Source organism: Bacillus sp. LSHTCR4, assembly GCF_057197025.1.
In genome coordinates, this window is record NZ_JBXUNO010000001.1 from 2,346,599 (window position 1) to 2,359,961 (window position 13,363).

Here is a 13,363-nt window from a genome sequence, read left to right on the forward strand (position 1 = left end):
CTAAAAAAACATAAAAGGTTTTAAATATTTACAATATCCACCAACAGAATCATAAACAAAAAATCCAGTTATGCTTTATACATAACTGGATTCCTCATCATTTAATCGTTTTTATTTTACAAGTACATTTTCTCTTAATTCCCTTTTCAATACTTTTCCTAAAGCATTTTTCGGTAATTTGTTCATAAATACAACTTTGGGTATTTTATAACTTGCCAGTTTTTCTTTACAATGCTGTATAATTTCTTCTTCTGTTAAAGACGTTTGCATATCTTTTACAATGTACGCAGTCGGAACCTCTCCCCAAAAGTCATCTGGAACTCCAACTACTGCAACTTCTAAAACACCATATATTTCATGAATGACATCTTCTACTTGGTCTGGATATACATTGTCACCACCACGTATAATAACGTCTTTATATCTTCCCATAATATGCAGGAATCCGTCGTCATCTATCATGCCAGCATCGCCCATGTTAAACCAATTATCTTTTACTACCTTCTTTGTCGCCTTTTCATTATTCCAATACCCTTTAAACATGTATGGACTTCTTACATGGATCTCTCCAACTTCATTTGTTGTTAGTTCATCACCTGTTTCTGGATGAACAATTTTCACCTCTACATTTTTCAAGGTTTTTCCTACAGACGACATCTTTTCTTTTCCCATCATTGGATGCCACGATGTTACAACCCAACCTTCTGTACTACCATAGCCTTGCACCATATATATTCCTTTTTCCATATATTTTTGAATGAGTGTTTCTGGCACTTTTGTTCCACCGCTTTGTGCTACTTTAAAAGTAGCAATGTTACGTTCTTTTTTATTTAGTTCATCAAGCATATAGCTATAAACAGCTGGAAATGCAAGCATCGTAGTAATTTTCTCTTCTTCAATCTTATCCCAAATAAGAGTAGGATTCGAATCAGCTAAGAAGATCATCGTAACACCATGATAAATGCAATTTAAAATAGAAAGCACGCCACTCATATGAAACAATGGATGGACGGATAAAAAGCGTTCACCTGCTGGAATTTCTCTTTGTCCTGCAATCTCCTCAAAATAATGATGTAAGTTTTCATGTCCAATTACACATGCTTTCGCCTGTCCAGTCGTTCCTGAAGTAAATAAGTAAATTGCATCATCATCTTCATAAACTTCTATGTCCGGTTCTGTCGTTGGCTGTTTTTGCAACTCTAATTCAAATGAACCAAAGCCTTCTTTTGTCGTTTGAATTACATAAGGAATTTCTTTCACAGCATCAACCTTTAATAACACTTCACTAAATTCTTCATCAATAACTAACACTTTTAATTTTGCTTCTTTTACTATCGTTTCTAATTCATAAGTAGTAAGTTGATGGTTTAGCGGAATAAATACCGCTCCAATTTTTAAACTTGCCATCATAACACTTGGAAACGGGTGATTATTTTTACTAAGTATTCCTATACGATCCCCTCTTTGTACACCGTTATGTAACAAACAGTGTGCAAGCTGGTTTACTCGTTCATTATACTGTTGAAACGAATACCTTTTCTCTCCGCCTACAAGCGCTTCCAAATTTGGTGATTGTATTGCTCTTTTTTGTAATAATTTTTGCATCGTTCTCAAGTAAAACTCCCCTTTATATATGTTAGGTTTTTTATTTTACCAGATTAATTATTAATTTACTAAAGATTACACTTAGTGAATATAAAATATATAAAAAACAGTCATTTACTTCACAAGTAAATGACTGTTTCTCCTTATATATTAGAATACTTTTTGTTCATTACATATTGCACATACTCAGGTGCACTTTTATCAATCTCTTCATCACTTAATTTATATTCAGCACCATATAAATAAAATGAAGGTATAAATTTCATGTCTGTATATAAGCAAGTAGCTTGGAATGGTTTCGTTAATTCATCCATCGTGATTCCACTATTTTCATAATCTTTTTCTAATCCACCTATCGAAATAGCTACACCAAATTCTTTTCCTTTCACTTTATCCCCTTTTGATCCGTACGCAAATCCATATGTTAATACATCGTCAAACCATTTTTTCAATAATGGTGGGGAACTGTACCAGTAAAGCGGAAATTGGAATATATATCTGTCATGTTCTACTAATAACTTTTGCTCTTCTTCAATATTAAACTCCCAATTCGGTGCCACTTTATATAATTCATGCACCGTAATCTCATCCGAATGTTTCTCAAGTTCTTCTATCCATCTTTTATTAATTTTTGATTTTTCAATTTCAGGGTGTGCTACAATTACAAGTGTTCTCATCATTTCCATCCCCTTTATAAATTATCAATCCTTTACGTATTAGTATGAATGCGTTACATATAATTGAAAAGTACGTACTTTCAGGTGCTATAGGAACCTTGAGGTACCTTTGGAGGTGTTATATGAATCAAAATGATGACTGCCCAATTGCAACGACTCTCGATGTAATCGGTGGAAAATGGAAAGTTCATATTTTATGTGTTTTGATGGATGGAAAAATGCGTACAAATGAAATCCGACGGGAAATCCCAAACATTACACAAAAAGTTCTTACACAACAACTTCGGCAACTTGAGGCTGATGGGATTATCCATCGTACTGTATATCAAGAAGTACCACCAAAGGTTGAGTACACAATAAGCGAATACGGGAAATCTTTAATGCAAATTATGAATGAACTATTTGAGTGGGGAAAAGATCATCAAATCAAAAGATTACATGACTAAAACAACACGATGAACTTCGTTAAGTCTTTTATGTCAAAAATCCTCCTAAAACTTTATAATAGCGTACTGTCACATGTCATTGACCTAAGATTGTAAAGTCCCCCAAATGGAATTAGGGGAAGTTAATCAACATGAGGCGTACCAACGATTGATCAAGATATAAAAAAATACTCCTTAAAAAGTTAAAACGCTATTCTCTCTGTAAAAACATAGGAAAGAATAGCGTTTTTTATTTTGAAATAGAAGTCAGCATTTAAACTAAACATGCTAATATTGATTTTGTGCGATTGTCAGTTACCTCATAATAAATTTCTAATCCTTTTCGAGTACCTGTAACCATTTTAGCAGCTTTTAATTTAGATAAATGTTGACTAATTGTACTTTGAGGCATTTGTAAATCCCCATACATTGTTGTTACATTAGTAGGACCTTTTGCAAGCATTATTTTTACTAAGGATAAACGAACAGGATGTGCCAATACCTTTAGTACTTCAGAGATTTCTTCAAACATTTCTTTTTGTTCTTTCATCTTATTTTCCCCTTTTATATACATATTTATGTTATCCATATATATAATTCGAAGGTATGTACGATTTTATGTCCGTCATTTTAAAAAAAATATAAAAAACTTTTTTCCGAAACTAAAGGAGTATCTTAACATAATGTCTCACTATCAGAACTCTTATAGATACAGACGTATCTACTCTATACTCAACTCACTAAAATCAGTAAAAAAGAGAGCAGATAACCCGCTCTCTTAAGATGCCTCTTTATGTTCCGTGGAATGTTTTACACTTCCCATTCTCTTTAGCTTATTCCACCCCACCGCCACTCCTCGAATCGATGAGAATATAGATTTAATGACAACATAAGTCATAAATTGGCGATAAATAAAGCGTTGTAAAATTAACCATACTAATGGTTTCGGATTCTCATTTTCTAATTTAAATGCAAACAGAGAAGCGAGAAGATCCATTAAAAAGAATACAAAATAAAATCCTAAAACTTTTAGCGGATCACTACTAAATAGTCCCACAATCATTAATATATCTGCAAAAGGAGCAATGAATTGGAGAACATATTGGAATAACCACATATTTGGCAATGCGATAAATCCTAATGTTTTATGCTTTGAATTACATAACGCTTTTCGATGTTTCCAAAGACATTGAAGTGTACCATATGACCAACGATATCGCTGTTTAATGAGACTTTTTACATCTTCAGGTGACTCCGTAAAAGCATAAGCCTTTTCTTCATATACAATTCTATGTCCTTGACGTAAAAATGTAATAGTAAGATCGGTATCTTCTGCTAATGTATCTTCGCTTAAATATCCAGATTCAACAACATTCTTCTTACGCCATGCCCCGATAGCTCCTGGAACGACTGTAATACAATTTAACTCATCAAAAGCTCTGCGTTCTAAATTAAACCCTGTTATATATTCAACATGTTGCCAAGTAGTTAACAAGTTTCGTCTATTCCCCACTTTGACATTACCTGAAACTGCTGCTACATTTTGATCTTCAAAGTGTCTAACCATGAGAGAAATGGCGTCTTGCGCAATAATAGTATCCGCATCTAAAGTGACAATGATCTCTCCTCGCGATTGTTGAAACCCTAAGTTCATTGCCGATGATTTCCCGCCATTTTCTTTCTGAATGAAACGAACTTTAGGGTGTTTATAAAATGTTTCTTGCATTACTTTTGACGTACCATCTGTCGATCCGTCATCCACAACAATAACTTCAAACTCTCTATAATCGCTATCCAAAATTGAGCGAATTGTCTTGGCTATCACCTTTTCTTCATTATATGCTGCTATGACAACACTAACAAAAGGTTGATAGGACGAATGAATAGAGTGAGATAGCGTTTTTCTTTTCTGCTTCCATGCAAAATAAATTAAGAATAAGAATCGAAAAATACCTAATCCAATAGCAACATAAAAAATAATTGTTAATATATGTTTAAAATATCCCGCCCCTGAAAAGACAGCTTTATTGTAAAGTAAATATTGCTCACCCTCTGAAGAAACAGGAGGCATAATTTCATCTCGTTCTTTATTCATTAAATTTGAAATTGTTACAAAACTATATCCATGCTTTTTAAGTTCTTTAATAATAATTGGCAGCGCCTCTATTGTATGGGTACGATTCCCTCCTGCATCATGGAGAAGAATAATATTTCCCTCTCCCTTATAAACGGGATTAAGAGCACGCTTTACTAATTCATTTGTTGATGGTGTTGCCCAGTCTTCAGGATCCACTTTTTCCGCTACCATTGTATAGTTCATATTTTGCGCACGTAAAATAGGCAATATTTCATTTGACGAATCTGGGTTAGCATCGGCTTCATATGGCGGTCTAAATAAAACCGTAGAATGTCCAGTTACTTCCTGAATTAAACGTTGGGTCGTATTAAGTTCTACTTTTGTTCGTAGTAAAGACGTATCAGCTACGTTAGGATGCTTGAAAGTATGATTGCCAATTTCATGCCCCTCATCGTATATTCTTTTTACAATACTAGTATTTAGTTGCGCGTTTTCACCAAGTACAAAAAAAGCAGCTTTTATTTTATTCTCTTTTAATATATCTAAAATTTCCGGCGTATATTTCGGGTCTGGTCCATCATCAAATGTTAATACTACTTGTTTCCCCTTTGGTTTTCCATATCGTTGTACTTCGTATGCAGTTGGTAAGGATTGATATACTTCATCTGTAAGATAACCATTTTTGCCTACTTTAAAATCTCTCAATCCATTTTGCTTTTCATTCTCAATCTGTAAAATTTCACCTTGTCCAGAATGATTCACTTCATCTAAACTAGTGATTTTATGTAATACATCAGGATTTTCTTGTGCCTCAATCGGATTTTTTAAAACTTTCCATATTGTAGGGTCTTCTGCTCCTAATCTCCATAATGCAAACCCCTTTGCATTGTTGTCCATTGCGATTTTCACTTGATTGTAGAGAGTAACACCGTCTAAAAACCAAGCAGTATGTTCTTTCTCTCCTGTTTTATATCTAAAATAAGGATTTCCACTAATCTTATCCCATTGAATTTTCATATTTGAATTATGAGCCATTGCCATAACTTCTGAAAAAGTTAAAGACTTCGCAGGTTCTTTACTCTTCACTTTCCAATCATATCCATAGTTACCGAAAGCAACTATAAGTTTATTAGACGGAATATTCAGTTCTTTTAATGTATGTTGGAACCACTTATTCGAAGCAATTGGCCCTGGTTCCCCCGCTCCATAGTGCTCATCGTACATCATTACAATCATTCGATCTATTACCTTTGCTAACGCACTATAATCAAAAGCCTTATCGTTAGCTGGAACATCTTGTGTAACAAGCAAACCATGTTTATGAAAGACCATAGTAAGTTCTTTCATAAAATTTGTTACGTTTTCTCTATCACTTTCAGGTATCGCCTCAAAGTCAATATTAATACCCGCAAATCGATTCTTTTCAACTTGCTTTACTAAATCATTTATAAACTTTGTCTTTACATCATTTGGGGAATTTAGTAACTTATGAATCAGCCCACTATCAGGACCAGAAGCTTCCTCTGTATAGTTCGTAAGTAAAGGCATAATTTTCACTTGGTTTTTTTCTGCTAATTTTACTATCTCAGGTTTTATCTCACTTCTAATCGTTAAATCTGCTTTTAAATGATACCACTCTGGTACTAGCGTGGTTAATGAATCGATATTTTCTTTTAAAGAAGCGGTACTATTTTCATCCCAGTTTACATAAAAACCATACACTTCTTTAGGTTGTTTACTATCGTTCGTCGAATTCACCAAATTTTTGTTATCCTTCCTTTCGGTATTTGGTTTAAATTCTTCCTTTTTTAACTGCTGATCACTAAGTTTTTGATTAATAGGTACAAGTTTATTATCTTGTTGTACAGCGGTATTCATATTTGGAATTTCTGGTGTTGAAAAAATACTTTGAAAGAAAAAATAAAATACAATACTTACGCTAACTATTGAGATACATAGAAACGAAATAAAAGCTATGTTTCTCCTTCCCTTCGGATCATAAAAAACAGGTTTTGCTTTACCTTTCTCTTGTTGAATGTTTTTCTCCATTATATTTTTCACATACTCCTTCTTAATAGAACTATAGAATAATAAAGTGCAACTTTAAGCAGCCCAACTCCCACCTAACTTCTTTACCCCAGCCAAATTTTGAGATGGGAGTTTTACTGCCCGCAATAGCGAGATTAATCCTTTTCGCTTTGAAATGAATCTCTCAATATTCTATTGATTCTTCTTTTCATTCCCTTGCTGGTTACCTCTATTTTCTTGTTGAGACCCCCTGCCATTGTTCCCTTGCTCGTTTCCATCATTTTCTTTCTGGGATCCTCTTCCATTGTCCCCTTGCTGATTTCCACTATTCCCTTGTTGAGATCCTCTAACGTTGTTCCCTTGCTGGTTCCCATTATTCCCTTGTTGAGATCCTCTATCGTTGTTCCCTTGTTGAGATCCTCTTCCATTGTCCCCTTGCTGATTTCCATTATTCCCTTGTTGAGATCCTCTACCGTTGTTCCCTTGCTGATTTCCATTATTCCCTTGTTGAGATCCTCTAACGTTGTTCCCTTGCTGATTCCCATTATTCCCTTGTTGAGATCCTCTACCGTTATTCCCTTGCTGGTTCCCATTATTCCCTTGTTGAGATCCTCTACCGTTATTCCCTTGCTGATTTTCATTATTTCCTTGTTGAGATCCCCTACCGTTGCTCCCTTGCTGATTCCCTCTATTTTCTTGCTGAGATCCCCTACCGTTGCTCCCTTGCTGATTCCCTCTATTTTCTTGCTGAGATCCTCTACCATTATTTTCTTTTATTTGCTTCGATGGTTGTTCCTCTGTTTTCTTTTGTTCTTCATTCTCTGGCTTCTCATATTTTTTTTCTTTTACAGAAGACAAATCTGGTGCTGCACCAGAAGATGACTCCGGCTGCGATTGCACCTCTTCTTCCTTTTCCACCGGATTAGACGGAGTGGCAGGTGGCGTAAGCGATTTATTCTTCTCATTCTCTTGCTTTATATAGACACCTGTGCCTATTCCGGCTTTCCTAGCATTCTCTCGTACTTGCATCGTACTACTTTGATATTCGACTGTAATATGTTTGATTTCATATTCTTTCTTTAATTCCTGCATAGCCCGTTCCAACTGTGGTTCTAACGACTTGTCCTTTGCAACAGCTGTTAGCATAACTTGCTTATCATTCGTTAAATACTTATCCTCTTGACTTTGTTTTATAATAGTGCGTATCACATCTTGCAAATGCTTATTTTCCCACCGTTTCATTTCTCTTAAAATACGCCTTCCGTCATCATTACAAGCCCGCAAATCTATAACGCGAAGATCCTTCGTTACGCTCACCTCTAAACTTGGATTTATATCAACTGAGACGTAAGCAAATACTTTTTCTTCCGGTTGGTTGTAGAAAAATAACAGCGCACATAGAAAACAAGCAACAAGTAATGATGCCGGCTTTAAGAAATAAGGGATTGAAAAACGCGATGCTTTTTGTTCTTGCTCATCAAATGAAATTTCCTCCCCGATCATGCAAGAATCCCCTTTTCTTTTACACGTAATAAACTCTCCATTCGGTGTTAAAACAATTACACTATGTTTTTTTATATCCATCACAATTCCTTTATTCATCATGCTTCCCTCCCCTTATATAATCAAGAATGTATGTATAGTTGTTTGCAAAGATAATACACATTGCAATGATATATTTTCTATGCCGCTCCAATGTTTTACGACTTACCCTAACACGCGGTTCAATATGTTTAAGCGGTAACTTTTTCTTTCGGAACAGCTCCTCCATCATTTTCTCTTCTTTTATAATCATCTTTACAATTTCTATTAAGTGCTCACGGGTGTCACGATGCTTAGGAGATTCTTTTGCAAGCTCTGAAAATGTGATTTTAAACTCAGCTAACACACTTTGAAAATGAAGAATTTCCTCCTTACGGTTACTATTATCCATCTCTTTCATATACTCCGTAAGCGACACTTGCATTTCTAACATTTCCTCTTGCTCATCTTCTTTTAAAAAGACACGATTATGCTTAGACTCCTTGCGTATATAGTCAATTACATCTCTTTTTATAAGAAGATCAGCAAACGCTAGAAAAGATTTTCCCTTTTTATATGAATACTGTTCAATTGCTTCGTTAAACGCAAACAATCCAATACTATATTCATCATCCTGTTCTGTAATATATCGGCGGCAGACAGACGAGATTGATTTTCTAATAAACGGCTGATACTGTACGATAAATGCTTCTTTATCTTCTTCGTTATTTTGTATGTTACATACGATATCTTCTATTTTCGTTTTTTTTAAGATTTTCATTACTAAACTTAACACTGGTAATCTCTCAGCCTCCTTCTGCTTGAAATAGAAAAATGGTCACTAAACAAGTGACCATTTAACCACATTTTGTTAGCACTTTTCTTTGGTCTTGTCTGCTTTCTGTTAGTTATATTTTTCGAGTCTAACTTTTCCCACCGTTTTCCTAATGATTTTCCTTTTCCCTCGGCACTAAAGTTAAGCTTATATTTTAATATACGTTCTTATTTTCTTCCGCTTGTTTTGCTTACTCTTTTTCTATTTTATCTGCAATCCTTGCATAACTCTTCTTTATATAATTAGTAATTTAATCCTTTTATTTCGGATGCCCACTTAATCTAGTAATTTTATTAATACTTCTATATTCTTTCATAGTCATTTTTCTTCTATTTATTTTCTTCACTATACATATTCGGAGGAGTACAAAATTTTATGGGGGTCAAAAAATATTTTTATAAAAAAATAGATATTTATTTCAAAAATAAAAACCATTGATTTGAAAAAGAACGAATCAATGGTTTTCTTATCATATCTATTAAATTAAGTTGGGCTCTCAATATATATTAAAAAATCAGCTGTTCTCACTATTTCCTATCGATTTTCTCAAGCGTTACCTTTCTTGATTATCATAATATGTCTTATCTGCATATTTTCTATCATTTCCTTTTAGATAAGCTAATATTACTTTTGGGTTTTTGAGTAAAGCCCAGTCTCCATATGTATCAAATCTCCTGCATGAAGTGATCATTCCATTTTTAATAGTACCGAATTTCTTATTATTTTGCTTTCCCCATACTTTTAACCGTTTCGCGAAATCTGCATCTTCTGCCATAAGCATGTTTTCATTAAATCCGTTGATTGCCATAAAGTCTTTTTTATAGCACCAAAAAATCCCTACAGATATAGCTCCGTACTTAAAGAGTAAGGGGATGATTATTAAAATTGCGGAAAAGAAAATTCCTAAAGATATTCTTTCAAACTTCCCATTTACCCCACCACCAATGTATTTACCTGAAGCTAAATATTTATCTACATTAGACAACATAGACTCTGTCATTATCGTATCAGCGTCTATAGTAACGATTATTTCTCCACTAGCTATTTTAGCCCCTGCATTTCGAATTTTAGATAAGTTTTTATCGTTATTTTTTAATGTAATACAATGATAAGATTTTGCTATTTCCTCTGTTTTATCTGTGCAACGATTTAAAACAACTATAACTTCCGTTTGCTCTTTATATGCCTCTGATGCCTTTGCAATTGAATCTAAACATTTTCCAATGTACTTTTCTTCATTATGTGCAGGGATTATAATAGAAAACTTCACATCTTTTTTCAAATTGACTCCTGAAGATTCGTTTGTATCAGTCATAATATCCCCCTTATTTTATAAGGTAACTACCTACTATACATAAATTATATTAATATTTATTAGGTTATATTATAGAAACTGAAGGTAAAGAGGCTCTTACTGTCGACGTTCAAAAGCAAGACGTACAGCAAGCCCCGTTAAAACACTTGCCATAAGCCAACGCTGCACTCGTAACCACGTTGGGCGTGTGCCAAACCATTTCGCAATTTTACTTGCTGTACATACAATTAGAAGGTTAACTATAAAGCTAACAGTGATTTGCGTAAGGCCCAAAACTGCACCTTGAAAAAGTAACGACCCCTTCTCTGGATCTTCAAATTGAGGTAAAAGTGATACATACAAAATAGCAATCTTTGGATTGAGAAGATTAGTCATGAGTCCCATTAAAAATAATTTCCGTGGTGGTTCATTAGAAATTGTACGAGCTTCCATAATAGATGTAGCACCCGGTTTAATCGAATTCCAAGCTAGCCAGAGTAAGTAAGCAGCACCTGCCCACTTTACTGCTTCATATACAGCGGGAACAGCAACGAATAGAACTGTAAGTCCAAACATAGTTGCGATTATATAGATTACAAATCCGAGCATGATGCCCAATAAAGAAATAAATCCCGCCATACGCCCCTGCGTAATGGAACGGGAAATGAGGTAAATCATATTAGGCCCAGGTGAACAAACCATGCTAAGCGAAACAATTGCAAAAGCTACCAAAGTACTCAAGCTGACCATAAACCTTCCCCCTTTATGTTACATAAAATTTCCTATTGTACATTTTATCATGATTGAAGAGAAAAAAGATTAATATAAACCGATGCAGCTAAGTAGTATTATCGGATCGAATGTAGTGTAATCACATATTTCTCATTCTCTTAAGTAAGGACTAAAAATAACCTATCCATAGTGACACTACAGCAACTACTAACAAAGCAAAACAAATTGTTATATTTCGAACCCACTTCTGAATATCATCAAAATAACGTTCTATAAATACAGCGTAAATATAAACCATAAGAAATAGAACAACGAAAGTAAAGGAACCTAATTTATCGTTAAATTTTTCATTGGTATATGTGCTTACATGAAGGAATAGAAAAACAAACATTACTATAAATAGCTCAAATATCCTTTTTTTATTCAACCCGTCACCGCCTTACATTAATTCCCTTTTATTCCATTTTATCAGAACATAAAGTGCAGTAGCATATGAATAATTTATTTATGCCCAAAAGGCCAACAATGCAAGATTGTTAGCCTCTACTTCCCATATTCGTACCTTTTATCACTTTACTTCCTAACAACCGGAATCCACATTTCACCAAAAACTAAGCCGTTTCTTTGTCCCATCGCAACCGTTGTATTCGGCCCACCAACATAGGCAAAATCTTTTGCATCTGGTAAAGCTTGACCGAAGGCGATGCCAGTAAGCTTATTGCTTAGCTCTTCAGCATTTTTGTCTTCTCCTTTCACTACTAAGTATTCTCCCTTCGGAAACTGGATCACTCTAGACTCTTCTTCTATTTGTGCTTCTGTCATGACACCAGCATAATACATCATCTTGTTATTCACCGCTTCGCTCACAGAAAAAATGTATTCATTTGTAGCTAGAGCTTTTAATGTGTCCAGCCTTCCATCTTCTTTAACAGCCGACCAAAAGTCTTCCTTTTCTTTATTTATTCCAGCAAAGTCTGTGTATTCGCTCTTAATTTCAGTTCCAATACCTAACACAATAAAGCTATCTTTTTCTTCTATCGTATAATTTTTCATATGCAAAACCTGCCTCTTTTTTATTAATCAAACGATTTATCTTTTCATCTGATGAGTTTATAATATCTTTAAATCATGTCAAAAAATGATACTGTTTAGGAGACTCAAATGAAAAAAGTTGAACGGATTAATACAATTATGCGGTATATCAACAACCGCTCCCACTTTACCATTTCTGAAATCATACGAGAATTTAACATATCACGATCGACAGCTGTTAGAGACATTAGAGAAATTGAAGCAATGGGGATGCCACTTGTAGCAGAAGTCGGAAGAGCTGGTGGATATTACGTTATGCATAACTCTATCTTACCCGTTGTTCGCTTTACTGATAACGAAGTGAAAGCTCTTTTTATTGCCTTTATGGCTACAAGCAATCAACAACTTCCCTATCTCAAGAGCCGTCAATCTTTAGCCGAAAAACTACTAGGACTCATTTCAGAAACCCAGCAGGATGACCTTGTTCTTTTAAATCAACTCTTGCTTTTTGAAGGGACTAACCCACATAACCCTGATCTACTTGAGCTTTCTGACCTCCCCCATCCGATGTTAGAAAAACTCATCCAAATCCTTCTTTTGGATAGACATTTATTGATTACTGTCAAAGAAGAAGAGGAAATCCAGTCTTATCCAATTTATCTATTACACCTTTATAAAGAAAAAAGCCATTGGATCATTGAAGGGTTTGATTTAAAAGAAGAAAAGAAGCTGCTGTTTCCTGTCGATGACCTTATCAATATCGAACCGGACACGACGAAAAAAAGGTTAAATAAGAAAAAGATTTTAGAAAAACTAAGTAAGAAAGACAAAATTATCAATCTTGTGCTTGAACTTGGCCCGAAAGCAATTGCCCAGTTCAAAAAATACCACCCTTTCAAAGTTTCAATATCTTACACAAACCCTTACCAATCCACAGCCATTTTAAAAACATTTATCAATGTTAACAATTCCGATGAAGTGACAGAGATAACAAATTGGCTGCTTTTCCTAGGAAAAGATATTACAATAAAGGAAATGCCTGAAGAAGTATTAAGCGATTTACAAAAGCGGTTATGTTTATACTCTCCATAAGCAGTAATCGGTTAAACCTCAAAATATTGAGTTTCATTCGTTACC

At 34.5% G+C, this 13,363-nt stretch carries 12 protein-coding genes; 2 read left to right on the forward strand and 10 right to left on the reverse strand.

Annotated elements, in window-relative coordinates; genetic code table 11:
* Nucleotides 1–111: 111 nt before the first annotated feature.
* Both AC2CGR_RS12065 and AC2CGR_RS12070 read right to left on the reverse strand, forming a co-directional pair.
* Entirely contained in the window at nt 112–1,614 is a 1,503-nt protein-coding gene (locus AC2CGR_RS12065; RefSeq protein WP_102990376.1) for a class I adenylate-forming enzyme family protein, read from the reverse strand.
* Nucleotides 1,615–1,748: 134 nt separating this feature from the next.
* Nucleotides 1,749–2,282, reverse strand: a complete 534-nt coding sequence (locus AC2CGR_RS12070) for an NAD(P)H-dependent oxidoreductase (RefSeq protein ID WP_131100363.1) — start codon at nt 2,280–2,282, stop codon at nt 1,749–1,751.
* 122 nt (nt 2,283–2,404) lie between these two features.
* On the opposite strand from AC2CGR_RS12070, the gene AC2CGR_RS12075 reads away from it, so the two are divergent.
* Entirely contained in the window at nt 2,405–2,728 is a 324-nt protein-coding gene (locus AC2CGR_RS12075) for a winged helix-turn-helix transcriptional regulator (RefSeq protein ID WP_087967504.1), read from the forward strand.
* Nucleotides 2,729–2,981: 253 nt separating this feature from the next.
* Here AC2CGR_RS12075 and AC2CGR_RS12080 read toward each other — a convergent pair whose 3' ends face one another.
* The 8 genes from AC2CGR_RS12080 to AC2CGR_RS12115 form a co-directional block, all read right to left on the reverse strand.
* On the reverse strand, nt 2,982–3,257 hold the full coding sequence (locus AC2CGR_RS12080; RefSeq protein ID WP_000662958.1) for an ArsR/SmtB family transcription factor: 276 nt from the start codon (nt 3,255–3,257) through the stop codon (nt 2,982–2,984).
* Between the two features lie 228 nt (nt 3,258–3,485).
* Nucleotides 3,486–6,833, reverse strand: coding sequence for a trifunctional glycoside hydrolase family 18/polysaccharide deacetylase/glycosyltransferase family 2 protein (locus AC2CGR_RS12085; protein ID WP_484480917.1), 3,348 nt, complete (start codon nt 6,831–6,833; stop codon nt 3,486–3,488).
* A gap of 171 nt (nt 6,834–7,004) precedes the next feature.
* Complete coding sequence (locus tag AC2CGR_RS12090) at nt 7,005–8,417, reverse strand: anti-sigma factor domain-containing protein (protein ID WP_484480866.1); 1,413 nt, start codon at nt 8,415–8,417, stop codon at nt 7,005–7,007.
* The gene (gene sigI, locus AC2CGR_RS12095; RefSeq protein ID WP_087967498.1) at nt 8,407–9,129 is read right to left on the reverse strand and encodes an RNA polymerase sigma factor SigI; all 723 of its coding nucleotides are present in this window, start codon (nt 9,127–9,129) and stop codon (nt 8,407–8,409) included. The genes AC2CGR_RS12090 and sigI overlap by 11 nt, the downstream gene beginning before the upstream one ends.
* A 592-nt stretch (nt 9,130–9,721) precedes the next feature.
* Nucleotides 9,722–10,483 carry a glycosyltransferase family 2 protein gene (locus AC2CGR_RS12100; RefSeq protein ID WP_484480867.1) on the reverse strand — a complete coding sequence of 254 codons (762 nt, stop codon included), beginning with the start codon at nt 10,481–10,483 and terminating at the stop codon, nt 9,722–9,724.
* A 96-nt stretch (nt 10,484–10,579) separates the two neighbouring features.
* Nucleotides 10,580–11,212, reverse strand: coding sequence for a LysE family translocator (locus AC2CGR_RS12105; protein WP_484480868.1), 633 nt, complete (start codon nt 11,210–11,212; stop codon nt 10,580–10,582).
* A gap of 151 nt (nt 11,213–11,363) precedes the next feature.
* Nucleotides 11,364–11,621 carry a DUF3963 domain-containing protein gene (locus AC2CGR_RS12110; protein ID WP_001036174.1) on the reverse strand — a complete coding sequence of 86 codons (258 nt, stop codon included), beginning with the start codon at nt 11,619–11,621 and terminating at the stop codon, nt 11,364–11,366.
* A gap of 146 nt (nt 11,622–11,767) precedes the next feature.
* Nucleotides 11,768–12,247: a GyrI-like domain-containing protein gene (locus tag AC2CGR_RS12115; RefSeq protein ID WP_003267174.1), complete on the reverse strand. Its 480-nt coding sequence runs from the start codon at nt 12,245–12,247 to the stop codon at nt 11,768–11,770.
* 108 nt (nt 12,248–12,355) lie between these two features.
* On the opposite strand from AC2CGR_RS12115, the gene AC2CGR_RS12120 reads away from it, so the two are divergent.
* Entirely contained in the window at nt 12,356–13,318 is a 963-nt protein-coding gene (locus tag AC2CGR_RS12120; RefSeq protein WP_484480869.1) for a helix-turn-helix transcriptional regulator, read from the forward strand.
* Nucleotides 13,319–13,363: the final 45 nt, after the last annotated feature.